At 56.7% G+C, this 25,940-nt stretch carries 21 protein-coding genes; 13 read left to right on the plus strand and 8 right to left on the minus strand.

Translation table 11 applies throughout. The annotated features are described in order from the left end of the window. Nucleotides 1-220: 220 nt before the first annotated feature. Entirely contained in the window at nucleotides 221-1,099 is an 879-nt protein-coding gene (locus DFP98_RS36995; RefSeq protein WP_116065666.1) for a LysR family transcriptional regulator, read from the minus strand. 127 nt (nucleotides 1,100-1,226) lie between these two features. On the opposite strand from DFP98_RS36995, the gene zwf reads away from it, so the two are divergent. The 4 genes from zwf to gndA are packed head-to-tail and all read left to right on the plus strand — an operon-like array spanning nucleotide 1,227 to nucleotide 6,835. Next, entirely contained in the window at nucleotides 1,227-2,729 is a 1,503-nt protein-coding gene (gene zwf, locus DFP98_RS37000) for a glucose-6-phosphate dehydrogenase (RefSeq protein ID WP_116065667.1), read from the plus strand. Next, the gene (tkt, locus tag DFP98_RS37005) at nucleotides 2,707-4,701 is read left to right on the plus strand and encodes a transketolase (RefSeq protein WP_116065668.1); all 1,995 of its coding nucleotides are present in this window, start codon (nucleotides 2,707-2,709) and stop codon (nucleotides 4,699-4,701) included. The genes zwf and tkt overlap by 23 nt, the downstream gene beginning before the upstream one ends. 25 nt (nucleotides 4,702-4,726) lie before the next feature. After that, nucleotides 4,727-5,392, plus strand: a complete 666-nt coding sequence (gene fsa, locus DFP98_RS37010) for a fructose-6-phosphate aldolase (protein ID WP_116065669.1) — start codon at nucleotides 4,727-4,729, stop codon at nucleotides 5,390-5,392. A gap of 36 nt (nucleotides 5,393-5,428) precedes the next feature. Then, nucleotides 5,429-6,835, plus strand: a complete 1,407-nt coding sequence (gene gndA / locus DFP98_RS37015; RefSeq protein ID WP_116065670.1) for an NADP-dependent phosphogluconate dehydrogenase — start codon at nucleotides 5,429-5,431, stop codon at nucleotides 6,833-6,835. Nucleotides 6,836-7,080: 245 nt separating this feature from the next. Here gndA and DFP98_RS37020 read toward each other — a convergent pair whose 3' ends face one another. Next, nucleotides 7,081-7,926 (minus strand): DNA alkylation repair protein, encoded by an 846-nt coding sequence (locus DFP98_RS37020; protein WP_116065671.1) that lies wholly within the window; start codon nucleotides 7,924-7,926, stop codon nucleotides 7,081-7,083. A 104-nt stretch (nucleotides 7,927-8,030) separates the two neighbouring features. After that, nucleotides 8,031-8,720 (minus strand): Crp/Fnr family transcriptional regulator, encoded by a 690-nt coding sequence (locus DFP98_RS37025; protein WP_116065672.1) that lies wholly within the window; start codon nucleotides 8,718-8,720, stop codon nucleotides 8,031-8,033. Nucleotides 8,721-8,886: 166 nt separating this feature from the next. Between DFP98_RS37025 and DFP98_RS37030 the strand changes: the two genes are divergently transcribed. Next, on the plus strand, nucleotides 8,887-11,064 hold the full coding sequence (locus DFP98_RS37030) for an S-layer homology domain-containing protein (RefSeq protein ID WP_116065673.1): 2,178 nt from the start codon (nucleotides 8,887-8,889) through the stop codon (nucleotides 11,062-11,064). Here DFP98_RS37030 and DFP98_RS37035 read toward each other — a convergent pair. Further along, a complete protein-coding gene (locus DFP98_RS37035; RefSeq protein WP_116065674.1) occupies nucleotides 11,055-11,744 on the minus strand; it encodes a Crp/Fnr family transcriptional regulator in 690 nt (229 codons plus the stop codon). The genes DFP98_RS37030 and DFP98_RS37035 overlap by 10 nt on opposite strands. 89 nt (nucleotides 11,745-11,833) lie before the next feature. Here DFP98_RS37035 and DFP98_RS37040 point away from each other — a divergent pair, with 89 nt between their 5' ends. Then, nucleotides 11,834-12,586 carry an HAD-IIB family hydrolase gene (locus DFP98_RS37040; RefSeq protein ID WP_116065675.1) on the plus strand — a complete coding sequence of 251 codons (753 nt, stop codon included), beginning with the start codon at nucleotides 11,834-11,836 and terminating at the stop codon, nucleotides 12,584-12,586. A 71-nt stretch (nucleotides 12,587-12,657) separates the two neighbouring features. Here DFP98_RS37040 and DFP98_RS37045 read toward each other — a convergent pair whose 3' ends face one another. The 3 genes from DFP98_RS37045 to DFP98_RS37055 are packed head-to-tail and all read right to left on the minus strand — an operon-like array spanning nucleotide 12,658 to nucleotide 14,090. After that, nucleotides 12,658-13,269, minus strand: a complete 612-nt coding sequence (locus DFP98_RS37045; RefSeq protein ID WP_116065676.1) for an SCO family protein — start codon at nucleotides 13,267-13,269, stop codon at nucleotides 12,658-12,660. 17 nt (nucleotides 13,270-13,286) lie between these two features. After that, entirely contained in the window at nucleotides 13,287-13,706 is a 420-nt protein-coding gene (locus DFP98_RS37050; protein WP_116065677.1) for a disulfide oxidoreductase, read from the minus strand. 21 nt (nucleotides 13,707-13,727) lie between these two features. Beyond that, the gene (locus tag DFP98_RS37055; protein ID WP_181918165.1) at nucleotides 13,728-14,090 is read right to left on the minus strand and encodes a c-type cytochrome; all 363 of its coding nucleotides are present in this window, start codon (nucleotides 14,088-14,090) and stop codon (nucleotides 13,728-13,730) included. A gap of 209 nt (nucleotides 14,091-14,299) precedes the next feature. On the opposite strand from DFP98_RS37055, the gene DFP98_RS37060 reads away from it, so the two are divergent. Then, complete coding sequence (locus DFP98_RS37060; RefSeq protein ID WP_116065679.1) at nucleotides 14,300-14,962, plus strand: response regulator; 663 nt, start codon at nucleotides 14,300-14,302, stop codon at nucleotides 14,960-14,962. Here DFP98_RS37060 and DFP98_RS37065 read toward each other — a convergent pair. Beyond that, entirely contained in the window at nucleotides 14,923-15,840 is a 918-nt protein-coding gene (locus DFP98_RS37065) for an AraC family transcriptional regulator (protein WP_116065680.1), read from the minus strand. The two genes, DFP98_RS37060 and DFP98_RS37065, sit on opposite strands and share 40 nt — an antisense overlap. Nucleotides 15,841-15,998: 158 nt before the next feature. On the opposite strand from DFP98_RS37065, the gene DFP98_RS37070 reads away from it, so the two are divergent. The 6 genes from DFP98_RS37070 (at nucleotide 15,999) to DFP98_RS37095 (ending at nucleotide 25,810) form a co-directional block, all read left to right on the plus strand. After that, the gene (locus tag DFP98_RS37070; protein WP_116065681.1) at nucleotides 15,999-18,107 is read left to right on the plus strand and encodes a glycoside hydrolase family 52 protein; all 2,109 of its coding nucleotides are present in this window, start codon (nucleotides 15,999-16,001) and stop codon (nucleotides 18,105-18,107) included. A gap of 225 nt (nucleotides 18,108-18,332) precedes the next feature. Then, entirely contained in the window at nucleotides 18,333-19,898 is a 1,566-nt protein-coding gene (locus tag DFP98_RS37075; protein WP_116065682.1) for a response regulator transcription factor, read from the plus strand. 185 nt (nucleotides 19,899-20,083) lie between these two features. Next, the gene (locus tag DFP98_RS37080) at nucleotides 20,084-21,235 is read left to right on the plus strand and encodes a family 8 glycosyl hydrolase (protein ID WP_116065683.1); all 1,152 of its coding nucleotides are present in this window, start codon (nucleotides 20,084-20,086) and stop codon (nucleotides 21,233-21,235) included. A 221-nt stretch (nucleotides 21,236-21,456) separates the two neighbouring features. Beyond that, nucleotides 21,457-22,260, plus strand: a complete 804-nt coding sequence (locus tag DFP98_RS37085) for a Nif3-like dinuclear metal center hexameric protein (protein WP_116065696.1) — start codon at nucleotides 21,457-21,459, stop codon at nucleotides 22,258-22,260. Between the two features lie 129 nt (nucleotides 22,261-22,389). Further along, nucleotides 22,390-24,201 carry a cache domain-containing sensor histidine kinase gene (locus DFP98_RS37090; protein WP_116065684.1) on the plus strand — a complete coding sequence of 604 codons (1,812 nt, stop codon included), beginning with the start codon at nucleotides 22,390-22,392 and terminating at the stop codon, nucleotides 24,199-24,201. Further along, on the plus strand, nucleotides 24,194-25,810 hold the full coding sequence (locus DFP98_RS37095) for a response regulator transcription factor (RefSeq protein WP_181918166.1): 1,617 nt from the start codon (nucleotides 24,194-24,196) through the stop codon (nucleotides 25,808-25,810). The genes DFP98_RS37090 and DFP98_RS37095 overlap by 8 nt, the downstream gene beginning before the upstream one ends. Nucleotides 25,811-25,940 lie beyond the last annotated feature (130 nt).

Consider the following 25,940-nt stretch of genomic DNA (forward strand, 5'->3'; position numbering starts at 1 on the left):
TGTAGGACCATATTTTCCCTTTTTCCGTCATTTGGACGGTTTGTTTGGGTTGCCTATTTCTGTTCATACGTGCGTTAGCTGTGGATTTCAGACTTAGGTCTCCGGGAGGTATATACACCTTACTTTATTTATCGATCATCTAAGCAACCCTGTTTACCGGGCAACCCCTATTCGGCATGAGCCGCGTATACAACTCCCGCGTTTCAATCTCCTCGCTCCGTTATCCGATCATATCCATAAACTTCATAGCCGCGCTTGACAACGGCATATTCCGCTTTGTCATAATCCCGACCTGGGACGGAGGGATCGGAATGTCCAGCTCGATCTCGAAGAGCGATCCCTCCTCCAGCTCCTTGGAGACGAACTCCCGCGTCACGAATGAAATGCCGAGCCCTCTCCTCGCGAATTCGATCAATAAGTCGACGCTGCCGACTTCAATCTCCGGTTTGATCGTGTAGCCATAGCTTTGAAAAATCTCGGTTATCGTCATTCTTGCGCGACTGTTCCGAGAGAACAGGATAATCGGCTGCTCGAGCAGCATGTCCACCGACAGCTTCTTGCCCCGCAGCTCCTCATAGCGAGCGCCCGCGACAAAGCAATCCTGAAGATGGAAGCTTTCCCGCACCTCAAGCTGCGGATCGACGATCGGCATGCGTACGACGCCAAGATCAATTCTGCCTTCCTTCAGAAACGAGATGACCTCCGGCGTCGTGCCGTGATTCAGATGCAGCCGAATGTTCGGAAACCGTTCATGAAATTCCTCTATATATGGCAGCAAATAGTGCTTAAACAGCGAATCGCTTCCCCCGATTCTGAGCTCGCCGCTCTCCAGATTTTTGAGGGCGGCCATTTTTTCTTCGGCAAGCGAAATAAAGATGTGCGATTGTTCGATGTAGGAATAGAGAATCGCGCCCTCCTGCGTCAGTTCGACTCCTTTGGCGGTCCGATAAAACAACGTGATGCCGAAGCTGTCCTCCAACTGCTTGATGGCGTGGCTTACGCTCGGCTGGGTGAGATACAGCGCTTTGGCCGCCTGGGTCAGACTGCCTGTTTTAGCGGCCCAATAGAACACCTTGTACAGCTCGTAATTGTTGGTCATAGACACGGTCTATAGCTCCTGTAAAATATATTAATTACTTGTATGGCTCCTATTCGTATTATAGTGAAACTACGAAAGAGATACCAGACATGCGCGACAAAGCGTATTTGGAAGGAGCAGGAGGAAGATGGAGCCTACGACATTCGTACTGTTCGGAGCGACAGGGGATTTAGCCAAGAGAAAAATATACCCTGCTTTGTATAATTTATTCGTCGACGGCAAGCTGCCCGATTCGTTCTCGCTGTTCGGCCTTGGAAGAAGAGAATGGACCGACGAGTCGTTTCAAGCTAACGTCGAGCGATCCGTTCGGGAATTTTCCCGGCGCGAAGCGAAAAACGACGGCTCGCTTGAACGATTCGCCCGCGCGTTCCGTTATCAGGTGCTGGACATTGGACGCGAGGAGGATTACGAGAGATTGCTGGGGCGGATTGAGCAGCGGGAGCGCGAGCTGGATGCTCGACCGAACCGGCTGTTTTACTTGTCCGTCGGACCGGAGTTTTTCGAGCCGATTGCGGCTAATATTCTTGCGAGCGGACTCGGCTCCGAGGAAGGCTGGAAGCGGCTCGTTATCGAGAAGCCGTTCGGCCACGATCTGCCGTCGGCCCGCGAGCTGAACAGGAAGCTGAGCCAGACGTTCGCGGAAGAGGAAATTTTCCGTATCGACCATTATCTCGGCAAGCCGATGGTACAGAAGATGGGGGCGCTTCAGCAAGCCAATCCGGTCATCCAGGCGCTCTGGACGAACCGCTACATCGCCAACGTACAGATTACGGCCAGCGAGACGGTCGGGGTCGAGGAGCGGGCCGGCTATTACGATCACGTAGGCGCGGTGCGGGATATGTTCCAGAACCACATGCTGCAGCTGCTCATGATGGCCGCGATTCATCTGCCGCACGAGAGCAGCTCCGAGCAGGTGCGCTTCAAGAAGCAGCGGATTATGCAAGCCGTTGCGCCGCTGCAGAAGCAGGACGTCGCGGCCAGCGTCGTTCGCGGCCAGTACGCGGCAGGAGAGGTTAGCGGCAAGCAGGTCGTTGGCTATTTGTCCGAGCCGGGTATCGCCGCAGATTCCAGCAACGATACGTTTATCGCCGCAAGGCTGGAAATCGACGATCACTATTGGCGCGGAGTTCCTTTCTACATTCGCACAGGCAAACGAATGAAGGAGAAGAGCACGCGAATCGTCGTCGAGTTCAAGGAGCCGCTGCAGCAGCCTTCGCAAGGACTTGGCGCGCCCAATTTGCTCGTCTTTGAGATCGGACCGAAGGAAGGCATCACGCTGCAGCTCAATTCGAAGGAAGGCGACGAATTCAAGCCGCTGCACGTCGAGCTGCACGGCAGCCAGGACGACGTTCCGGAAGCGTACGAGAACCTGATTCACGACGCGCTGCGCGGCGATGGCACATTTTTCGCCCACTGGGACGAAGTCGAGCTGAGCTGGCAGTGGGTGCAGCCGATTCTCGACGCCTTCGCCGAAAATCTCTTGCCCCTGCAGACTTACGCCGCCGGCTCTTACGGCCCTACAGAGTCCGATGCGCTGCTTGCGCAGGACGGCTATCGTTGGTGGTTTGACGAAGAGCTTGAAACTAATGCAAACAAAGGAGAACAATATGCCTACAACGCAAACTATTGAACAACTCGCAATCGACACGATCCGCACGCTGTCCATCGACGCCATCAACGCCGCCAACTCCGGTCACCCGGGGCTGCCGATGGGCGCCGCGCCGATGACTTACGCCCTCTGGTCCGGGCATTTGAATCATAACCCCGGCAATGCCAAATGGTTCAACCGCGATCGTTTCGTGTTATCCGCAGGCCACGGTTCGGCTCTGCTGTACAGTCTGCTTCATCTGTCCGGCTACCGCGTGTCGCTCGACGATCTGAAGCAGTTCCGCAAGCTGAACAGCAAGACGCCGGGTCACCCGGAATTCGGCCATACGGACGGCGTCGACGCGACGACGGGGCCGCTCGGCCAAGGGGTGGCGATGGCGGTCGGCATGGCGATGGCCGAAGCGCATCTTGCCGCAAAATTCAATCAGGAAGGCTTTCCGGTCGTCGATCACTATACGTATGCGCTTGTCGGCGACGGCTGTCTGATGGAGGGCATTTCTTACGAAGCGATGTCGATGGCCGGCCACATGAAGCTGGGCAAGCTGATCGTACTGTACGACTCCAACGATATCTCCTTGGACGGTGACCTGAACCTGTCGTTTGGAGAAGATATTCGCAAAAGAGCGGAATCCACGAACTGGCAGTACTTGCGCGTAGAGGACGGTAACGATATTGTTAAAATTAGCGAGGCTATTGCGTCCGCTAAGGAAAACGACGCGCAACCGACGCTGATCGAGGTTCGCACGATTATCGGCTACGGCAGCAAAGCGGCCGGAACGCACAAAGTTCACGGCAGCCCGCTTGGCAAGGAAGAGGCTATAGCGACGAAGAAGGTTTACGGTTGGCCTTCCGAGGAAGAGTTTTTCGTTCCCGCTGACGTCAGAACGCATTTCGAGCAGCTCAAGCAAAACGGAGCGGCGAAGGAAGACGAATGGAACAAGCTGCTGGCCGCCTACAAGGCGCAGCACCCTGCGCTCGGACAGGAGCTGACGCAGGCGATTGACGGTTCCGTCGCGATCGATGCCGCCGACATTTTGACATTCGATTCCTCGAAATCGGTATCGACCCGCGTCGCGAGCGGCGAAGCGATCAACCACTTCGTGAAGTCCGTTCCCGCCATCTTCGGGGGCAGCGCGGATTTGTCGGGCTCGACGATGACCGACATTAAAGGCGAAGGCAAGTTCGCCGTCGATTCCTACGCCGGCCGCAACGTCTACTTCGGTGTTCGCGAGCATGCGATGGGGGCTGCCGGCAACGGTATGGCGCTGCATGGCGGCGTAAAGCCTTTCGTCAGCACCTTCTTCGTCTTCTGCGACTACTTGCGTCCATCGATCCGTCTCGCTGCGCTGCAGAAGCTGCCAGTCGTGTACGTATTCACTCACGACTCCATCGCGGTCGGGGAAGACGGACCGACGCACGAGCCGGTTGAGCATTTGGCCGCGCTGCGTACGATTCCTGGACTTACGGTCATTCGTCCAAGCGATGCGAACGAGACGGCAAGCGCATGGGCGTACGCGCTGGAGCAGAAGGAAGGACCGGTCGCTCTCGTGCTGAGCCGACAAAACCTGCCGATCTACGAGCAGACGAAGGCAAACAAAGAGCAGGTCGCCAAAGGCGCGTACGTGCTGACGGAGACGAACGGCTCGCCGGAGCTTATTCTGGTCGCGACCGGCTCCGAGGTGTCGCTGGCGGTCAATGCGAAAGCCGAGCTGGAGAAGGACAACGTATCTGTGCGCGTCGTCGCGATGCCAAGCAGAGAGCTGTTCGAGCGACAATCCGAAGACTATAAGGAAAGCGTGCTGCCCCGTGCGGTCGCCAAGCGGATCGCGATCGAAGCCGGTATTTCGCTCGGTTGGGATCGCTATGTCGGCCCTGACGGCAAAGTGCTGTCGATCGACACGTTCGGCGCTTCCGGACCGGGCGGCGAAGTAATGGACTACTTCGGCTTCTCCGTAGGTCATGTTGCTCGTTTAGCGAAGGATTTGTTGAAGTAACCAAATTAAATGGGGGTTATGAAACATGAAATTTTTCATCGACACGGCTAATTTGCAGGATATCAAAAAAGCGTACAAAATCGGCGTGCTGTCCGGAGTAACGACGAATCCGTCTCTCGTTGCCAAAGAAGGCGTTAAGTTCGAGGACCGGATCGCGGAAATTTTGCGCGAAGTGCCGGAAGTGGAGTCGGTGTCCGCCGAAGTGACGCCGGACGCGGTTACCGCCGAGGAAATGATCGCTCAAGCGAACGAACTGATCAAAATCAACAACAACGACAAAAACGTTACGATCAAGCTGCCGATGACTCTGGCGGGCCTGGAAGCTTGCCGCTACTTGAGCCAAAAAGGCGTCAAAACGAACGTCACGCTCATCTTCACGGTTAACCAAGCGCTGCTTGCGGCACGCGCCGGCGCAACGTACGTATCTCCGTTCCTTGGACGTCTGGACGATATTTCCGAAGACGGCGTGCTGCTGGTAGCAAAAGTTGCCGAGCTGTTCCGCACGCATAACCTCGATACCCAAATTATCGCCGCATCCGTGCGCCACCCGGATCACGTTACTCGCGTAGCGATGGCCGGCGCGCATATCGCGACGATTCCGTTCAGCGTTATCGAGCAAATCTCGAAGCACCCGCTGACCGATCAAGGGCTGGAGAAGTTTGCCGCCGACTGGAAAAAAGCCGTCCAATAAAGAAAAGAAACATATAGGAATGGGGAGGAACCTGCAGTGAGCAAACAGCAAATCGGCGTCGTCGGCTTGGCCGTTATGGGCAAAAACCTGGCGCTTAACATCGAAAGTAAAGGCTTTTCCGTGGCGTTGTTCAACCGTTCTCCGGAGAAGACGAAGGAACTGCTTGAAGAGGCGAAGGGCAAAAACTTCGTCGGCACATACAGCGTCGAGGAGTTCGTCGCTTCGCTGGAGGCGCCGCGCAAAATTTTGATTATGGTCAAGGCCGGACAAGCGACGGACGACACGATCAACCAGCTCGTGCCGCACCTGAGTCCCGGGGATATCCTGATCGATGGCGGCAACGCTTATTTTCCGGACACGCAGAGAAGAAACAAGGAACTGCAGGAGCAAGGCTTCCGCTTCATCGGCGCAGGCGTGTCCGGCGGCGAAGAGGGCGCGCTTAACGGTCCGGCGATTATGCCGGGCGGGCAGAAGAGCGCGTACGAGCTGGTCGAGCCGATCCTGACCGCCATTTCGGCGAAGGTCGGCGGAGACCCTTGCTGTACGTACATCGGCGAGGAGGGTGCGGGGCACTACGTGAAAATGGTGCACAACGGCATCGAATACGGCGACATGCAGCTGATTGGCGAAGCGTATCACCTGCTTAAGGATGTACTTGGCGTCAGCACAAACGAGCTGCATGAAATTTTCACAGAGTGGAACAACGGAGAGCTGGACAGCTACTTGATCGAAATTACGGCGGACATTTTCTCCAAGAACGATCCGGAGACGGGCAAGCCGATGGTCGATGTCATTCTCGATTCAGCCGGCCAGAAGGGCACGGGCAAGTGGACGAGCCAAAGCTCGCTTGATCTCGGCGTGCCGCTGTCGATCATTACGGAATCGGTATTCGCGCGTTTTATCTCCGCGATGAAGGAGGAGCGCGTCGCCGCCAGCAAGAAGCTGGACGGGCCGGCCGTCTCCGCATACGACGGAGATCGCCGCGAATTTATCGAGGCGGTTCGCCAGGCGCTGTACGCAAGCAAAATCGCGTCGTATGCACAAGGCTTCGCGCAGATGAAGGCCGCTTCCGAGGCGTACGATTGGAACCTGAATTACGGCGGCATCGCGATGATCTTCCGCGGAGGCTGCATCATCCGCGCCAGATTCCTGCAAAACATCAAGGACGCCTACGACCGCAATCCGGAGCTGACCAATCTGCTGCTGGACGATTACTTCGGCGGCGTCGTCAAAAACTATCAAGCCGCATGGCGCAAAGTGGTTGCCGTTGCCGTCGAAAGAGGCATCCCGGTTCCGGCGTTCGCCTCCGCGCTGGCGTATTACGACAGCTACCGCACGGAGCGTCTGCCGGCTAACCTGCTGCAAGCGCAGCGCGACTATTTCGGGGCGCATACGTTCCAGCGCGTGGACCGCGAGGGCAGCTTCCACTTCCAGTGGATGTAACAGGCTGATCCATTAGCCCTTCAAGTTGCTAAAAAATAATCGATGAACAAGGTGAAAAGGGTATATATCTCCCTCCGATGCTATACGCTCCTGAAATCTGAATGGGTGAACCCGTTACAATGGGATTTCAGGAGCGTATGAGGCAGTCTACGGAAGATATATACTCTTTTTTTGTCTATCGATCATTTCAAGCAACGTGCTAATAGGATAGCCCCTCGTGTCAATGGAAGTTGAGCGTGCCCATACTAATTTGAGGAAGTAGATGGGTTCATACTGCGCTGAGCGCGAGTCACGATTCTTTTTGTCATTTTCGTATCCGACGCTGCGAACCATGCGCGGCAAAGCTCGACCACCCATTCGGGCTGCGTTTTGCCGGCGTCGTTCAACCAATTGGCGACGGAGTCCTGAACGTATTTGGAGGGATCGGATTTGAGCGGCTCAAGCAGCGGAAGCGCGAGCGAAGGGTCGTTCTTCAGTTCGGGAATATGCTTGGCCCATACCCCGCGCGGACGGATGACCTCGACGGAGAAGCGGCGAAGGTTGGCGTCTTCGTCTTGCGTCCACGCTTGCAAGAGGAGGATCGCTTTGTTCAATTCCCTGGCAGCCGACTCGCGTACGGCCATCCATGCGAGCTCGCGAACGCCGAAATGACGATCCGCGGCAAACGGTCGAATTAGCGCCAAACGTCGCTCCAGGGAATGCTGCTGCAGTCCGACAATATAGGCCGCCCAACAGCGAACGCTGTCCGAGCGATGCGACGACAGCTTGCCGAATATTGCTCTGCCTCGTTCGTCCGGCAGGCGATCCAGCAGGATGAGCCAGGCTTGCGCAATTTTCGGGATCACAGTCATGATTTTCTTTTCTCCGCTTATAGGCAGCTTCGCCAGCAGTTCCTCTATATACGGATCAAGCTCCAGCTCGCACGCCACATGCTCAAGCAGGAGACGATGATCGATTGCGAGCCATTCCGTCAAGTTTACCGTTTCGAGCTCACCGCTCTGTAAAAGCTTCATCACTTCAGCAGGGATGTCGTTGACCTTGCGCGCTCCTTTTCTGTTCGCAAGAGATGCGGCCTCTAGCTGTTGTTCCATTTTTCTCGCAAGCTCCTCTCCCTAACGATATTGTACCGGTATTTCCACGATATGCGGTTTCCTTCGGAAAAGCTGTAATGCAGTTTACAGCTTTATCCGGCCGCCTACGCATCTAATAGAGCGGAGAGCTTTTCCCGATTGACATGGATCGTCCGGAAGCCCGTCCGAATCGCGCCGGCCTCGGCAAGCTCCTGCAGCCCAAGCGTAACCGCTTCGCGGGATGCGCCGACTAGATTGGCGAGATCTTGATGGGAGAGCGAGATGCCGATCGCGCAAAAGTCGGACCCATCCTCGTTGCCGTTGCCAAACCGTTCGGATAGCTTAAGCAGAATATGGATGATTTTATCGTGCAGCCTGCCTATCGCGAGCTTCTGAGCCAATGTGCTCATATGCGCCAATCGTTGACTTATCGCCTCGATCATATTTAGCATAAAACGGGGGCGCTGCAGCAAATAGCGCTCGAACCGTTCCTTATCCATCATGCAGATATCGCAGGCTTCGACCGTTTCGATGAACACGTCCCGCGTCCCCAGCGAAATTCCGTTCATTTCTCCGAATATATTGCCCTCGCTCAGGATATCCAAAGTGAACTGCCTGCCTTCGGCATTCAGCCGATAAAGGCGCACCTTTCCCTTTTTTATAAAATAGAGCTTCTCCGTAAACGTATCCGGACTTTGAATAAGCTGTTTTTTCGGAAAAGGGGTGATCGAGGTCAGCTCGTCCATCTCGATCAGATCCTCTCGGTTAAGCGAGCGCAGCAAATCGAACTGTGATAGGTAATCGATTTTGTTCATAATTCCTCCCGATCATAGACGTCGATGCTTATAGTTTACAGGAAAGCGTCCGATTTCGGGAAATCGCCGGCAAATCTCAGGTGAGGAAAAATTCGGAAAAAGTCGTGAGCCGGCGAAACTATCGCCTCGTTTCCTTCGTCCAACATAGGGGGAAGGAGAGGGGAAAATGAAACGAATGGTAGTACATAGTCAAGTGAAATGGATGTTAGCGCTCATCGTAAGCTTGTCGCTAGCTGCACAGCCGTCAGGCTTTGCGCGGGCAGCGGGAGATACGGCGGAAAAGGATGGGCAAACTTTAGGCTCAAAGGCGGTCGGGCCGGAGCTGGAGCAGGCGCTGACCAAAGCGGAGCCGCTGTTGTACGCGCAGCTGCCGCAGTCGGATTGGGCCGCGGTCGGGTTGGCGCTGAACCATAAAGAGGTTCCCGACAGCTATTTGCGGCACAAAGCCGACGAATGGCTCGATAACCGCGGCAAGTACGACAAAGTCAGCCAACTGACGCGTTCGATGGCCGGCTATGCCGCGGCCGGAGGCAACGTTACCGATATCGCCGGAATCGACCTGTATCCGGTGCTGATGAACCATCCGGGCATGGAGGCGGAAGGCGTGCCGGAACTGGCGATTGCTTATCTGGTTGCCAATCGGTCGTTGTCGGGAACGCTGGCGCGTACCGAGTGGTATCCGGACCGGATTTATTACAAGCTCGTCGAACGGCAGGCCAAGGACGGAAGCTGGTCGATGTCCGAGGATAAGGCGGAGACGAAGGGCAGCGTGGCGGCGACTTCGCTCGCGTTGACGGCGCTGGCGGAGGCGACGCCGGACTCGGAGGAAACCCGGCGCGGGTTGGATTGGTTGAAGGCGCAGCAGTCGGCTGATGGCGGTTTCGGAGGCACGTCCGATACGGCGCTGGCCGTCCTCGCGTTGACCGCGCTGGGAATCGATGCCGCATCCTGGAGCCAAACGGATGGAAGCCATCCGCTAAGCTATTTGCTGTCCCGGCAGACGGATAGCGGACGTTTTGCCCAAGACGGAGATGGCGGGATCAGCTTAACAGAGACGACTGAGGCTTATATGGCGCTGGCTGCCTACAAGCGGTTCGCGAACGGCGAGGCGCCGTTGAAAGCCGTCAGGAGGCAGCCGGTCGTCGCGAATAGCGTGAAGGTGTCAATTGAAGGACCGGAAGGCTCGATTGCGCAGGGAAGGGGACAGAGTGGGGATGCGATTGCGTCCGCACTGGCGTTTCTCGATAAGGAAGGCATTGCCTATAAAATGATTACCGACTCGCAAGGCAAGAAGTCAATCGAATCGATTGCCGGCATTGCCGGCGGACGCTACGGAGCCAAAGACGCATGGAAGCTGGCCGTGCGCAGCGATCCGTTCGGCAGCTGGATGTTCCCGGAGAATTCACCTGACGGATTGTCCCTTGCGAAAGGAGCGGAGCTACTCGTCTATTACGGCTCGGACAACACTTTTCTGCTCGATACGATTGTTGTCGAATGGAGCTATGAAGGGCAAACAGGCAGCGGTTCTCCGATTTCCGCGGACAAACCGTTCCATCTGTATGTCAAAAAGGCGAACCGACAGCTCGGATACATGGTTGCGAAAGGCGTAACCGTCCGGATTGGCGACAAAACGGCGGTAAGCGACGCCGAAGGGAAAGTGTCGTTTGGCGGCCTGACGCCGGGAGTATACCAAATCGAGGTGACTGGGTACCGTAAAAACGCCGTGCCTACGGTGGCCAAAGACGATTTTCCGCTGCGCGTCTCAGCGCCGGAGTTGTCGACTTTTAAGGATGAAAAACAGGTGTCTTCCTGGGCACGCGACGAGCTGTCGTTTATGCTGCGAGAAGGGTATATAGAAGGCGTGGACGCAAAGGGCAGGACGCTGGCTCCGAAGCAAGCGCTGACCCGCGCCCAGTATGTCGTTCTGTTGCTCCGTCTGCTGGAGGAGGGAGCGTTGCCGAAGACGGGAAAGACGTTCTCGGACGTACCGGCAAGCGCATGGTACAGTGGAGCGCTTGCCAAGGCGGCAAAGCTGGGCGTTACCGACCGTTCCGGGAGCTTCGAACCGGATCGCGCGATTACGCGCGTGGAAGCGGCGATTATGGCCGCCAATGCCGGACGCCTCGTCACGTACGGAAGCGACGAGCGGATGGCGTTCTCCGACATCGGCGACCTGTCCGTCGCAAGCCGGCAAGCGATCCAGGCTGTGTTCGAGCGTAGCGTCATGACCGGAAGCGACGGCAAGTTCCATCCGCAGCAAACGCTCGTGCGGGAACAGGCGGCTGCCATACTGGCGAGGCTCCATGAGGTTTTGAACCCGTACCACATCGCTTATTATTCGTAACGAAGCCCGTTGGAGAAGGTGTCGAGCCGGTCCCAATCCGTAACGACGATCCGGTTTCTGGCTTTGCGCAGGATGTCTAAGCCGGCGAGTTTCGTTACGACACGGTTCAAATGGCGGGGCGTCGTGCCGATTAGCGAGGCGATCTCGTGCGCGCTGTGCGTATTCAGCTCCTTGCCGAAATCGTTGCCGCTGCGCGTCGTCAGCAAGTAGCCGGCCAATCTCTCCTCAACGGAGGCCAGCAGATTGATACGCGATGCGGTCGTGCAGGTCTGCAGCTTATAGGCCAGATGCCGCAAGAGCTCTTTCATAAAAACGGGATCTTTCATCAACGCGGCTTCGGCAGTGCGGTTGTCAACGAATAGGAATTCAGCGGTCCGCACGACTTCTACTTCGGATTGTACGACTACCTGCTGCAGAAATTCGATATCTCCGAAGATGGACAGAGGATGGCAGAAACGCAGCAGCAAAGCTTTGCCCGTTTCTACGCTGGAGGATACCTTCGTTCGGCCTGCTACTTGAAAATATAATCCGTCCGGCTCGTCGCCTTCCCTGAGCACGGATTCCCCGCTCTCGTAAATGCGAAGCTGAAAGTCAAGCTCGCCGGGCGCGGAAAACATCCGATCGAGGCGATGAGCGGCTATGAGGCGACGTATGCGGTCAGGCTGCGAAATGATGTTCATGCGGACTCCTTTTTTCGACTTTCGGACATCGGTCCTTTTTATCATACAGGAAACTGCTATGATGGGAAAAGCGAAAGGGGAGGAAAACGTTGAAGTTCGTTTTCGATTTGGACGGGACGATTTGTTTTCGGGGGAGGCCGTTAAGCGAGCCGATCGTTCAAGCTTTGGACGGATTGGCGGAACAAGGCCATAACATCGTATTTGCCTCGGCAAGACCGATCCGGGACTTGTTGCCTGTGCTGCCGCGCCATATGCGCCATTATCCGATGGTGGGCGGCAACGGGGCGTTCGCGGCGGCGGAAGGACGTATCGTTGCCGCAGTTCGCTTCGATGCGCCGACGGCGGAGGCGATCGTACGGCTCATTCGACGGTACGACGCGGATTACTTGGTCGACGGAACATGGGACTACTCCTACTCGAGCAGAGTGGATCATCCAATCCGGCGCCATCTCGACCCCGACGGGCTGGCCAGCAGTCTTCCGTTGGAACAACTAACGGAGATGGTTAAGGCAGTTTTCCTAAGCAGTTCGGACTTAGCGGGTCTGACGGAGGAGCTGCGCAGGCTGCCGGTCGTTCTATACAGGCACGGCTCGGAGGACATCGTCGACGTCAGTCCGGGAGGAGCGGACAAGTGGACGGGCCTGCAGGCGCTTAACGTCAAGTCTCGGCAGTTCGTAGCGTTCGGCAACGACGCGAACGACGCGCCCATGTTCAGGCACGCTCTCCGCTCCGTCTGCGTCGGCGATCACGAAGAGCTGCAGGCGCTCTCAACGGAGCAAGTTCCGGCCGACGAACGGCTGCTTGCCGAGCGTATCCGCATGCTTGGCGACCAGCTTGCTTAATTTGATCGACGATAGGCCGATGCAAGTGAAAAGACTCCGAAGACCAGGAATGGCGGATCGGAGTCTTTTCTTTATTCGTCCAAAAGGAGGGCGATATCCTGCAGCACTTCCTCGTTATTCATACCGTCGCCCATCTCGTACACCCTTCGGATTTGTTGGTTGGGGTCGATCAATTGAAGCGAAGTGACATTATGCACGAATTGTCCGTCGCCCATGTTGACGACGTTGATGCCGTACTGTGCGGCAAGCTCCTTCGTCGCCGCTTCCTCTCCGCGCAGCACGTGCCAGCCGCTCATATCCATCCCCATGCGCTCAGCGTATTTTTGCAAAGCTTCCGGCGTGTCCCGCTCGGGATCGAATGTGACGGCGACAAACCGCACCTTGTCGCCGAATAGGCCCTGCTGCTTCAGCTTCTCCTGCAACTGCACCATTTTATAGGTGGTGACCGGACAGATGTCGGGGCAGCTGGTGAACATAAATTCCATCAGCACGACTTTTCCAGCGTTGTCGCTCGCCTTGATCTGCTGCCCGTCCACATTCGTCAGCTCGAAATTCGGCGCAGCCTGCACGACGGGAATCGAAGAGGCGGAACCGAGAGATCCGACTAGTATATAGACGGCGATCCCCAGAAAGAGTACGGCCAACAGGCACGGAAACAGATAGCTTCTTAGTTTCGGATTCATATTTCTACTCCCTTGCCTTAGTTTTCCGCCCGGCGGGCGAGCAGCAGACACGCGATAATCATCGCGAACGCGGCCAGCGCCAGCATCGGCACGGTGAGGAAGCCGAAGGCGTTCAGCACGTCGGTCGCACACGACACGGGCCCGCAGAACGGCCCGTCCGGCCCGTGCGGAAGCTCCTGCACCGCGATGTGGTAGACGGAGAAGGCGGCTCCGATTGCCGCAAGCGGCAGAACGTAGGGCACGATCTGCTTCTGGCCGCGCCGGGAGGCAATGCCGAGCAGTATCGTCAAAGGGTACATCAATATGCGCTGATACCAGCACAGGCTGCACGGAGTAAAATGCAAATACTCGCTTAAGTACAAACTTCCGGCCGTCGCGACGACCGATACGGCCCAAGCGTTGAACAGCCAGGAGGCGGAGCTAAGCCGTATGCGCATGGGCGGCACCTCCCCGGCCCGTCACTCGTGCGAGGCGAGCCAAGTTGTAATCGTAAGCAGCTCGTCCTCCGTCAGGCGCTTCTCGAAGGCCGGCATGCCCCGTCTGCCTTCCTTGATCGTCTTGTAGAGCTGCTCCTTCGTCATCGCCGAGCCGATGTGCGCCAGCTCCGGTCCGGCGCCTCCCTGAAGCTGATCGCCATGGCAGGAGATGCACAAGGCCTGGTAAATCTGCTCCGACGTCTCGGCGTCTACGGCGAGTTCAGGCACGACGAAAGCGGGACCGTTGTCGGCCACTTCTTCTTTGTCCGGCAGCGCCGTCGCGAGCAAGTAGACGCCGAACAAGCAGGCAACCGCAATTAGCCCTGACATAAACCATTTACTCATGCGAAGTCCCCCTCGATTCGTTTTCACCTCCATCTTAACAACCGTCTTTTCCGCCCGCTATAGCTCTAAAGAGTCACATCGGACGTCGCTTGGCCGCAACCGACATAATAAGTTCACATTTTCGCCGCGCGTATAGCTCGCAAGAGTCATCTGAAACGAAGGCAATTTTCGTAGAATAGCTTCAAGGAGAATTACGAGGAGGATCAGCGATGAACGCAGCAGGGTTCCGCGTATTGGTCGTCGACGACAGCAGACAGGCGAGGGAAGGGATTCGAACGATTCTCGGGGGCGATGCGCAGTTCCAGATCGTGGCCGAAGGGACAAGCGGAGAAGAGGCGCTCGCGTTGACGGAGCAATGGATGCCCGACATGATTTTGATGGACATCCATATGCCGGACATGGACGGCCTCGAAGCGACAAGGCGGCTGAAGGAAAAGTATCCGTACGTGAAAATTGTCATTGTCACCGTGTCCGACGATATCGCCCATCTGTTCGATGCTTTGAAGAAGGGGGCGCAAGGCTATCTGCTCAAAAACTTGAACCCCAGAGCCTGGTTGGAATATTTGCGTGCGATCGCCGTGGACGAGGTGCCGATGACCCGCGAGCTCGCGTTTCGAATTTTGAAGGAGTTTTCCGCGGCGGAGCGGCCGAAATCTCCTGCGAATCCGCTTACCGCCCGTGAGACGGAAATTCTCGGACTCGTCGCCAGAGGAATGTCCAACCGCGACATTTCATCGGAGCTGACGATCTCGGAGTATACGGTCAAAAATCATTTGAAAAATATTTTGCACAAGCTTCATCTGGAAAATCGCGTCCAGCTCGCAAGATATGCTTACGAGCTAGGCTGGATGGGGGGCAAGCCCGACCGGTAATCCCGCGGCGACGCGCCCGTCCAACGCTTGAATTGGCGACTGAAATGGGCAATGTCGCGGTAGCCGAGAAGGCTGGAAATATGATCGACGGACAGCGAAGTATCGCGCAGCAGACGCTGCGCTTCGTCGCGGATCATCGTCGACAGGTATTGGCGCGGAGAGACGCCGTACACCTTCTTAAACAGTCGGTTGCAGTGGGATTCGCTGATGCCGAGCTTGCGGGCGATCGCGCCTACGAGCGGACGCTCCCCGTCCGAGTGACCGTGATAGATCGGCTGCTTGGCTGCGGCATGGATAAGAGATTCGATGCGGTGGGCCGTCTCCGGGTGAGGCGGCCTTCTGTCATCCTTCGTATCCGCGCCGGAGGACAGCAGCGAACAAAGCTGGGACAGCAGCTCGTAGAATGCCGCCTGGATGCCGGTTCTAACCGCCAGATCGAACGATTTGTCCGATACGGCGTAGGCGGCCAGCCGGTCTAACGCGGGCCGTATGGCGATACCTTCGGGGGAATCCCCCGCTATGGCGGAATGTCTGAAGGCGTCCAGCAGATGGAGGAGCGGCGGATCGTCGATCTCGAAATGCAAGCAGAAATAGATAAACCCGCCGATCGAGCCGGAGCGGCTGGAATGAATGTCACCAGGGCGAATAAGGACAAAATCGCCCTCCTCTAGCCGGCAGGACGCACCGTTAACGATCATCTTCTGGCAGCCTCGGAGGACGTAATTGATCTCGTACTGTTTATGCTCATGAGAGGGGTAAACCCAGTCCGCATTCACTTCTCGCGCGTGCATAAAGGAAATATGGTGGGCCGATCGCAGATCGGGAACGAATCTCTCCGACACGCTGTTTTTAGTTCCCGTACGTAAATTGTCTTCCATGACGCTTTCCCCCTTGGCCAGGATAGAGCAACTCTATTTTAACAAAATATCGGCTTGATTTGGGTAAATAAAAGGAGAGAAAAGAGCATGGATCGTCTCGCGGCGCGGTGTTACTTTGGGAATAGGCCATAACGACCGCAAAGGAGAGAGCTTATTATATGAACCTTTTTTACAACGCGCACCATTCGCCTATAGGAGCCTTCGCCAGCTTTACTTTGGGTTTTAAAGGAGCGGCGGGAGGACTGGGCCTGGAGCTGGGCAAGCCGGCGGACCATAATGTGTACATCGGAGTGGAATCGGAGAACGGCAAGCGGCTTTATCGCTCATTGCCATTTTTCGAAAGCGCTGTCGACGAGAGCAGAAGGTATGACGTGGAGAAGGAAGCGGACGACGATGCCGCCGGCCCGCGTATTTATCCCTATTCCGGCGATGATATTCGTCACGAGCTTCGTCTGGGCACCGACACATGGGAAGCGGAGGACCTCGTGTTTCGCATCTATTCTCCCGCGCATGCCGTTCCCGATCCGGAGCGCGCCTCTCCGGAGGAGCTGAAAGACGCGCTGCTTCCGGCGGTGTTCGCCGAGCTGACCGTCGACAATCGCAAGAGCTCGAAGAACCGCAGAGCTTTCTTCGGATACCGGGGCAGCGACCCTTACGCGAACATGCGGCGGCTGGACGATACGACGAACGGGAAAATGAAGGGAGTCGGGCAGGGACTGATTACCGCGATTGCAACCGACGACTCCTCGGCGCGCTCGGCGATGGGCTTCGGCATGGAACGGATTCTTGGCGCCGAGCTGGAGGAAAACTGGACTTTCGGACTCGGGATGACGGGAGCGATTGTTACGGACGTGCCTGCAGGGGAAATCCGCACGGTCCGCTTCGCGATCTGTTTCTACCGCGGTGGCGTTGCGACATCGGGGATGGAGACGAGCTATTATTATACGAGGCTGTTTCGCAACATCGAAGAGGTCGCCGATTATGCGCTGACGCATTTCGATCGTTTGACGGAAGCTTGCGCGGCCGCGGATGAGGAGGTTGAGGCCTCCAGACTGAACGATAGTCAGAAATTTATGCTGCGCCATTCCGTCCACAGCTACTATGGCAACACGCAGCTGCTCGCGGATAAGGACGGCAAGCCGCTCTGGGTCGTCAACGAGGGCGAATACCGGATGATGAATACGTTCGATCTGACTGTGGATCAGCTGTTTTTCGAGATGAAGCTGAACCCGTGGACGGTTCGCAACGTGCTCGATCAGTTCGTCGATCGCTACAGTTACGAAGACCAAACCCGTTTCCCCGGAGAAAGCAAGCTTCATCCCGGAGGGATCAGCTTTACGCACGACATGGGCGTCGGCAACGTCTTTTCGCGCCCGTCGTATTCTTCCTACGAAATGTACGGCATCGACGGTTGCTTCTCGCATATGACGCATGAGCAGCTCGTCAACTGGATTCTATGCGCCGCAGTGTACGACGAGCGTTCCGGAGACCGGGAATGGCTGCAGGGAAAATCAGGTCTGCTAGAGGCCTGCTTCCAAAGCATGCTCAACCGGGATCATCCCGATTCGGACAAGCGCAACGGACTGATGGGGCTGGACAGCTCCCGCACGATGGGCGGGGCCGAGATTACGACGTACGACAGCCTCGACGTGTCGCTCGGGCAGTCTCGAAACAATCTGTACATGGCCGGAAAGTGCTGGGCGGCCTATGTCGCGATGGAGAAGCTGTTCGCTCGCTTCGGGAAGCCGGATCTGGCCGTGATGGCCGGAAGTCAGGCGGAGAGGTGTGCATCCACGATCGCCGCGCAGCTCAACGAACAGGGCTATATTCCGGCGGTCATCGGCGAAGGCAACGACTCTAAGATCATTCCGGCGATTGAAGGGTTGATTTTCCCTTACATGACGGGGAACGAGGAGGCGCTGGACCGGAATGGGCGTTACGCGCCCTACTTGCAGGCGCTGCGGACGCATCTGGATCACGTGTTCTCGAGCGGCGCCTGCCTGTTCCCGGACGGGGGCTGGAAACTGTCGTCGACCAGCGATAACTCTTGGCTCAGCAAAATTTATTTATGCCAGTTTATCGCCCGCCGCATTATGGGCGTCGATTTCGGCGACGGCGGCATCGCAGCCGACAAAGCGCACGTAAGCTGGCTGACGCATCCCGAGCTGTCTTATTGGAGCTGGAGCGATCAGATTCTCGCCGGGAATATCATCGGCAGCAAGTATTATCCGAGAGGCGTAACCAGCGTCCTTTGGCTGGAAGAATAGAGGCTGGCGAGGGGAGGAGCGGAAGGAGCGAGGTCAATTTCAGACACGTCAAGGCCAAGAAAGCGCCTCGCTCCTCCAGCCGCTAGCTTCCGCTATCGTTTTTACGGTAGGCAAACGAGGCTCTCTTAGCTGAAATGAGAGTGACTTACACATCGAGAGAACGGACGGACTCATTTTCCTCGGTTATTTGTAAGCGTTCCCACATATGAAGCGGAGGGATGCGAATTGAAAAGAGCGATTCTGGTCGACGATGAAGTGTTTGCTCGCAAAGGGCTGCTCGGGCTTATCCCTTGGGCGAAGCTAGGCTTTGAGGTCGTGGGCGAAGCGGAAGACGGGGAAGACGCATATGCACTGATCGAAACGGTTCGCCCGGATGTCGTCGTCACCGATATACGCATGCCCGCATTGGACGGTCTGGAGCTGATTCGCAAAGTGCGGGAAAGCGGCAACGACAAAACGAAGTTTATTATTATTAGCGGATACGGGGATTTCAAATATGCCCAGCAAGCCGTTCGGTACGACGTATCGGATTATCTGCTCAAGCCGATCGACGAGAACGAGCTGGCGGCCGCGCTGTTGAAGATTGCGGGAGCTTCGGAGCCAGGACGGGCGGAAGCCGAGTACCGGTTCATTCAAGCGTCTGTGTTCGATCGTCTGCTGACGGGACGACCGGACGAAGGTTATCTGTCGGAGGCGTCGCGTATTTTAAGCCTTCCGCTGAACACCTCGCTGCGCTGCGTTACTGTGGAGATCAACGATGCGGCGTTCGACTCGAAAGAGGCGCAGGTAACGGAGGGACTCGAACGAGTCAAGCAGGCGTTAATGGAGGAGGGAGCGGCCTATTCGAACGGAAATGCTCAATGCTTGCTCGCAAAAAGCTTGACGGAGCTCCACTTTCTGCTATTCGACGAGCTTGACGCAGGGGAAATCCGACGGTTCGGAGAAAGGCTGATTCTCGCAGCCGGTCCTCACATCGACGGCGTTCTGCGCGTGTATGCCGGCGCAATCGTTCCGACGCTGGAGCGGGCCAGGGAGTCTTACGCATCGGCGTCGGCGCTGACAAGTTACAAATACGCTTTCGATAGAAGCGTGCTTGTCCACGAAGAGCTGGCGGGGCAATGCGTCGCTTACAAGGAATTGGAAGCCGGCCTGTTGACCGAACTGCTTGAGCGCTTGGAAGAAAGGGACGAGGCAGGGATGGCGAAGACGACCGATCGGATGTTCGACGCTTTTCGGGAGCAGCGCTATTCGCCGGAATCGGTTCAAGCCTCGATCTCCAGATGCATACACGGAGTAAGCGGCATTATCCAAAATATGCAGGGAGACGAGAGCGCCGTGATTTCGCTGCCCCGGCTGCTGCGCACCCGACGGGAGCCAAGAACGCTTAATGGCATTAAAGGTCTGTTCCTCGAATTTTTACGAGAGAGCGCGGTATATATATCCGGGCTCCGCAGCGCGATGACGAAAGGGGACATCGGTAAAGTCAAGCAATACATCGATAGTCATTTCGGCGAAAATATCAACTTGAAGAGCATTTCCAAGCGCTTTTACTTGAACCCGGTCTACCTTGGCCAGCTGTTCAAAAAAACGTACGGCGTCTATTTCAATGAGTATTTGCTGCAGATCCGCATAGCCGAAGCGAAAAGACAGCTCAGGCAGACGGACCACAAAGTGTACGAGATAGCGGCCAGCGTCGGCTTCGGCAACTCGGATTATTTCGTCTGCCAATTCGAGAAAGTCGAGGGGAGAACCCCGACGGAATACAAAAACGCGATATTGGCGAAGGCCTAGGCGGCAACAGGGCGCTTTCGTGATAGAAAAACAGGCATCGCCATGAACAACGCGCGGGGGCGGAACAAAATGCGGTCGCCGACTTCGGTTCTGCAATGACGACGATCATGCAAGTCATCGAGTTATTACGGCATACCGTTCCGCAATGATACTTCGATAAGGACATTGGGAGGCGTAAAAGATTGATGGATAACATAGCGAGCTCAGGCGCTTATCATTCGGGAAAATACCGCAATTTGCTGGCGGAGTACGGATATGACGGGAAGGAGATTGCGGACAGGCTGGCGTTAGGTTGGGAGCAGTTATTCGGCGACCGCGAGGAGACCCGGATCTATTATCCTACTGGCGAAGATATGGGCTATATGCTGGATACCGGGAACCTCGACGTCAGAACGGAAGGCATGTCTTACGGAATGATGATGGCTGTGCAGCTTGACCGGCGCGACGTGTTCGACCGGCTGTGGAAATGGACGTACAAGCATATGTACATGGACGAGGGAGAAAATGCGGGCTATTTCGCCTGGTCGTGCGAGCCCGACGGAACGAAGCGTTCGCACGGCCCGGCTCCCGACGGCGAGGAATATTTTGCGCTGGCGCTTTTTTTCGCCTCGCACAGATGGGGAGACGGCGCGCCTCCGCTGGATTACGGGGCCAAGGCGCGCGAACTGCTTAGCGCATGCGTTCACAAAGGCGAGGACGGAATTGGCCATCCGATGTGGAATCGGCACAATAAGCTGATCAAGTTCGTGCCGAACTGCGAGTATACCGACCCTTCCTATCATCTTCCTCATTTCTATGAATTGTTCGCGCTGTGGGCGAACGAGGAGGATCGAGTTTTCTGGACGGAGGCGGCCGCGGCGAGCCGGAAATACTTAAAGCTTGCCTGTCATCCGAAGACGGGATTGGCTCCAGAGTATGCTTATTATGACGGTATGCCGAACGATGAGCGCGGCTACGGTCATTTCTTCAGCGACTCGTATCGGGTCGCCGCCAACGTCGGCCTCGATGCGGAATGGTTCGGGGCGACGGAGTGGATGCGCGAGGAAGCTCGGAGGATTCAACAGTTTTTCTCTGACAAACACCCCGAGGATTACCGCAGATATACGATTTCGGGAGATCCGTTCGAAGAGAAATCGCTGCACCCCGTCGGCCTGATCGCGACCAATGCGATGGCTTCGCTCGCCAATCCTGAAGGCGAGTTTGCCAGAGCCTGCGTCGAACTGTTCTGGAATACCCCCGTGCGTAAGGGAGACAGACGATATTATGACAATTGCCTATATCTGTTCGCGATGCTCGCATTAAGCGGGTCCTTCCGAATTTGGCATCCGAAATCATGAGAAACACGATTGGGAACGGCTCGTCCATCAGGAGGAGCATGCCTGCGAGTGGCGAGACGTGGTGAACGCTTATTCTACCGCACATCCGGCATCCCGGACCGACATGGTCGCACGATCTATTAACCTTAGGGAGGATTCGGTCAGGAATTGTGGAAGGGATGTGCACGGACTTGAGCAAGGAGCGAGGCAAGAAGGCGGATCAAATAAAGGGGGGGCTGAGGATGACGGAGTTGACCGTCCGGGAGGTCGTCGACGCGCTGGCGGAATGGGGCGGCGCGTCGATCGGAGAAGCGGACCGGTTGTTGGCCGGAGAGCCTGCGACGGCGGTTCGAGGTATCGCCGTTGCGTTCACAGCAACGATTGGCGCGATGCAGGAGGCAGCAGACTCGGGCGCGAGCCTGCTCATTGTTCATGAAGGGGCTTTCTATTCCCACGAGAACGATCCGGCAGCTTGGCTTGCTTGCGCCGCGTTCTACGAGGAGAAGAGGCGCCGAATAGCGCGAAGCGGCTTGGCGATCTATCGCTGCCACGACACGCTGCACCGCTGCCACCTGGACCTCATTACGGAGGGGCTGATTCGCGAGCTCGGGTGGCAACGCTGTGTTGCGCGGCACCTGCCGGCCGCTTCGCTGATCGAGCTTTCGGAGCCGATGACCGGAGAGCAGGTCGTCAAGCATGTCAAGCAGCTGCTTGGTCTGGACCGGGTTCGCGTGGCCGGGAACCTGAAGGTCGACTGCTTGAGGATCGGTTTGCTTGTCGGCTATCGAGGGGGTGGAAAGCTGGCCATTCCATTGTTTGACCGCTATGGCGCGGACCTCGTCCTGTACGGCGAAGGACCGGAGTGGGAGACGCCCGAGTATGTGCGGGACCTGGCCGAAATGGGCGGGAGAGGCGCCATTGTTGCATTGGGCCATCTGGAGAGCGAGCAACCGGGCATGAAACTGCTGACAGAGCGACTCCAAGCGCTCTTTCCGGGCGTGCCGGTTAGTTTCTGCCCAGTTGCTCCGGCGTTGCGCAGCCTCTAACAGAAAAAGCAATAAAGCAAGCAGGATGTCTCACGGTCGCCATGACCGGGGGCATCCTTTTTTGCGTTTGTTGTCGCGGAATTCCATTTCCGGTGCTAGAATACTGTTTAATCGATAGGAGGGCTTGGCATGAGGGGGATTGCCGAAGCGTGTCAGAGACTGTTCCTCGGCACGATTCAGAGAAAGTTGGTGTTCGCGTTTCTGTTTGTAATCGTGCTTCCGATCGTACTTTCCGGCATTCTGTCCATCGGGCTAATCCAGTCCTCGGTGAAGAGCAAGGCGAACATCGGCAACGAAATGGCGCTGTCTCAGGCGGCGGCTCAGGTGGAGCGCGTCTTTCGGGATATGCTGATCGCTTCCAATACGCTGATGCTCGACGACGAAATTTCCGGCATTTTGACCGACAGCAGCAAGGACGACCCCACAGAACGGTACTACACGAGCAGCGTGATGAACAGCAAGTTTTTCAACATTCAGACGTCGACGCTGGACTATTATCCGAACCACTTTATCGCCGTCATCGACCGCAGCGGCAGCATGTACGCCACGTTTCCGCCGGAATCGGGGGCGTCGGACGCGCTGCTCGGCCTGCTTAAGGAAGAGCGGGTGCCAAGCAACGCCAACTATTTGCAAATGAGCGGCTCGTCCCATCTGATCGACTACGCGCCGCTGGGGCAGCCGATTCGGTATATCGTGTTGACGCGGGCTTACATGGAGCTCGGCAACGGTAAAAAGCTCGGAGACATCGTCATCGGGATGCCCGAGTCGGAACTGGCGGGCATCCTGAGGGAGCTGGGGGCCGAGCAGGGAATCGGCGGCTATGTAATCAACGAGGACGGCTATATCGTTTCCTCTTCGAACGAGGAGCAGATCGGTTCGCTGCTTCCCTATGCCGACGAATTGAAGAGGGCGAAAGCCGGCTTCTTCGAGCTGAAGGATAGCCGCGTCATCGTCAACGTCAAATACTTGGATCGACTCGGCTGGAGCGTCGTCCAAGTGGTGCCGGACGACGTCTTGTTCGCCGACGCCTATTCGATCCGCAATTCGCTCGTCTACGTCAATGCGCTGTTTCTGCTCGTCTTCTTCGGTCTATCCTTTTTCATCGCCCGCAGCCTTTCGAAGCCGATCTCCAATTTGAACAAGGCGACCGAAAGGTTAGCCGCAGGCCATCTGGAAACGAGGGTGGACGTGCTGCGCAAGGACGAGCTGGGCAAGCTGTCGCTCAAATTCAACAAAATGGCCGCGCAAATTCACGAGCTGTTCTCCAAGGTGAACGAGGAGCAGAAAACGAAGAGGGAGCTGGAGCTTAAAATGCTGTATGCGCAAATCAACCCCCATTTTCTGTTCAACACGCTTAACTCGATTCGTTGGCTGGCCGACGCAAGCAAAGTGTTCAACGTCAGCAAGGTGATTGTGGCGCTCGCCAATCTGCTGAAAAGCAGCATTCTGAGCAAAAACGAATGGATTACGGTCCGCGAGGAAATCGAGAACGTCAAAAACTACGTGACGATCCAGAAGTTTCGCTACGCCTCGCTGTTTGCGGACGAGTACGACATCGACGACGATACGCTCGATTGCGGCATTCCCAAGCTCATCCTGCAGCCGCTCGTGGAAAATTCGATCATTCACGGCTTCGAGGGCTTGGAGCGCCAAGGCTTGCTGAGAATTCGGGTCCGCCGCGAAGACGAACGGATCGTCGTCACGGTGTCGGACAACGGCGTCGGAGCCGATCCGGAGCGGCTGAAGGAAATCGCGGAGGGGCGCAGAGCGTCATCGGGAAAATTCAGCGGCATCGGCATCGCTAACGTGAACGACAGACTGATCCTTCACTACGGGTCGGAATTTGCCTTAGGCATTCAAGGCGAACCGGGAGAAGGCATGCGGATGACGGTCGTCATTCCTGTGCGAACGTTAACGCCGGAGGAGGATGGACATGTATAAAATACTGATCGTGGACGACGAGATTTTCGTGCGCATGGGACTTAAAATGTCAATCGATTGGGCCTCTCGCGGATTCGAACTGCTCGGAGAAGCGTCCAACGGCCAGGAGGCGCTGGAGAAAATAAGCGAAACGCCGCCCGACATCGTCATCACCGACATCAAGATGCCGGTCATGGACGGAATCGGTCTGATCAAAGAAATCTCCTCGTCTTATCCGGCGATCAAATGTCTCGTGCTGAGCAACTACGACGAATTCGAGTTGGTCAAAGAGGCGATGAAGCTTGGCGCGGTCGACTATTTCCTGAAGGTGACGATCGAAAGCGACAAGCTGCTGGAGGCGCTCGAACAGGTGTGCGAGAAGCTGGACGGGGAGCGCACCGCCGCGGATCGCAGGAGGGCGATCGACCAAACGATTCGCGAGCACCGGACGGTCATCGAGAGAAAATACTATTTGGACCTCGTCGGGCACGACGGTACGCCGGAGTCGCTGAAGGCGACGATAGATGCGCTCGGACTGAAGCTGTACGACATGCGCGGGGTCATCCTGCTGCTCCTGCTGAGAGATTACCGCGAGCTGCTGGAGGGCCGTTTTCAATCCGATCGCCGTCTGCTGGAATTTACGATTCTGAACGTCGTCGACGAATTGATCAATCATCAATCCGGCGGCAAGATCGTGGAGCATTCTCCCGGAGCGTACGCGATGATCGTCAGCTGGAGGGAGCCTCCCGACGGGAGTCGCGTCGCCGACTTGGCGGAGAGGGTGCGCCGGGCGCTGCGCGACTATTTGAGCATCGAAGCGAATGTCGTATGCGGCGCGCCGTTCGCCGGGCACGGCTCGCTTCAAGAGGCGCTGGCGTCGCTGGACAAGCTGAAGCTGGAAGCGTTCTACGAGCAGGTGGGGGGCGTGTTGCGCCAAGGGCAGGCGGTCTTTCCGGACGGCGCCATCGCCGAAGCTTACCGCGCGGCGAAAAGCCGCCTGAAGCTGTTCGTCGGACTGGGCGATGGAGCGAGGGCGGCGGCGTGCCTGGAGGCGTTCGTCGACGAAACGCGGGAGCGGCGGATCGATCCGCTGCTGGCCAAGCGGCATATCGCCGCGTTGGCCGGAGCGCTGCAAGACGGACTTGCGGTCAAACTCGGCGACAAAGAAGGCACTCCGATCGACACGGCGATTGCCGTCCGGCTGGAGGAAGCGGAGGATTTTGCGGAGCTGAAGCGGACCGCCCTCGGCTTCGCCCGACAAGGCGAGCGGCTGCTCGAGAACCATGCAGGTCAGCAGAGCCCGCGGGACGAAATTGTCAAAGTAATCGCATACGTAAAGGAGCATTACCGGCAGCGGGTGTCGCTCGAGGAGATGGCGCGCCGTGTCGCGATGAACAAAAGCTATTTCAGCCGCCTGTTCAAGCAGGAGACGGGGGAGGCGTTCCAGGATTTCCTGATCCGAACGAGAATGGAGCAGGCACGCGAGCAGTTACTGGCCACCGACAAGAAGGTTGCGGATATTGCGACGGACGTAGGCTACAACGATATTTTTTATTTTACCCGCGCGTTTAAGCAGTACTACCGCATGTCGCCGGGAGAGTACAAGAAAAACCATCGGGAGATCCCTTAAGAGTAATCAAATTTACAAGTCCGGCGGCACAGAAGCGCAGTTCACTCTGCGCTTTTGGTGCTGGGAAACCCCGAAAGCGCTTAACAAGCGATCAAAATGCAAACAAGCGGTAAAACAAGTTCATATGGTC

It is taken from the genome of Cohnella phaseoli, assembly GCF_003386235.1.
GTDB lineage: Bacteria > Bacillota > Bacilli > Paenibacillales > Paenibacillaceae > Cohnella > Cohnella phaseoli.

What these genes read in the sequence shown, in the direction of transcription:
- DFP98_RS36995 (WP_116065666.1), bottom strand. Translation starts at nt 1,099, where the DNA reads ATGACCAACAATTACGAGCTGTACAAGGTGTTCTATTGGGCCGCTAAA.
- zwf (WP_116065667.1), top strand. Translation starts at nt 1,227, where the DNA reads ATGGAGCCTACGACATTCGTACTGTTCGGAGCGACAGGGGATTTAGCC.
- tkt (WP_116065668.1), top strand. Translation starts at nt 2,707, where the DNA reads ATGCCTACAACGCAAACTATTGAACAACTCGCAATCGACACGATCCGC.
- fsa (WP_116065669.1), top strand. Translation starts at nt 4,727, where the DNA reads ATGAAATTTTTCATCGACACGGCTAATTTGCAGGATATCAAAAAAGCG.
- DFP98_RS37020 (WP_116065671.1), bottom strand. Translation starts at nt 7,926, where the DNA reads ATGGAACAACAGCTAGAGGCCGCATCTCTTGCGAACAGAAAAGGAGCG.
- DFP98_RS37025 (WP_116065672.1), bottom strand. Translation starts at nt 8,720, where the DNA reads ATGAACAAAATCGATTACCTATCACAGTTCGATTTGCTGCGCTCGCTT.
- DFP98_RS37030 (WP_116065673.1), top strand. Translation starts at nt 8,887, where the DNA reads ATGAAACGAATGGTAGTACATAGTCAAGTGAAATGGATGTTAGCGCTC.
- DFP98_RS37035 (WP_116065674.1), bottom strand. Translation starts at nt 11,744, where the DNA reads ATGAACATCATTTCGCAGCCTGACCGCATACGTCGCCTCATAGCCGCT.
- DFP98_RS37045 (WP_116065676.1), bottom strand. Translation starts at nt 13,269, where the DNA reads ATGAATCCGAAACTAAGAAGCTATCTGTTTCCGTGCCTGTTGGCCGTA.
- DFP98_RS37050 (WP_116065677.1), bottom strand. Translation starts at nt 13,706, where the DNA reads ATGCGCATACGGCTTAGCTCCGCCTCCTGGCTGTTCAACGCTTGGGCC.
- DFP98_RS37055 (WP_181918165.1), bottom strand. Translation starts at nt 14,090, where the DNA reads ATGAGTAAATGGTTTATGTCAGGGCTAATTGCGGTTGCCTGCTTGTTC.
- DFP98_RS37060 (WP_116065679.1), top strand. Translation starts at nt 14,300, where the DNA reads ATGAACGCAGCAGGGTTCCGCGTATTGGTCGTCGACGACAGCAGACAG.
- DFP98_RS37065 (WP_116065680.1), bottom strand. Translation starts at nt 15,840, where the DNA reads ATGGAAGACAATTTACGTACGGGAACTAAAAACAGCGTGTCGGAGAGA.
- DFP98_RS37070 (WP_116065681.1), top strand. Translation starts at nt 15,999, where the DNA reads ATGAACCTTTTTTACAACGCGCACCATTCGCCTATAGGAGCCTTCGCC.
- DFP98_RS37080 (WP_116065683.1), top strand. Translation starts at nt 20,084, where the DNA reads ATGGATAACATAGCGAGCTCAGGCGCTTATCATTCGGGAAAATACCGC.
- DFP98_RS37085 (WP_116065696.1), top strand. Translation starts at nt 21,457, where the DNA reads ATGACGGAGTTGACCGTCCGGGAGGTCGTCGACGCGCTGGCGGAATGG.
- DFP98_RS37090 (WP_116065684.1), top strand. Translation starts at nt 22,390, where the DNA reads ATGAGGGGGATTGCCGAAGCGTGTCAGAGACTGTTCCTCGGCACGATT.
- DFP98_RS37095 (WP_181918166.1), top strand. Translation starts at nt 24,194, where the DNA reads ATGTATAAAATACTGATCGTGGACGACGAGATTTTCGTGCGCATGGGA.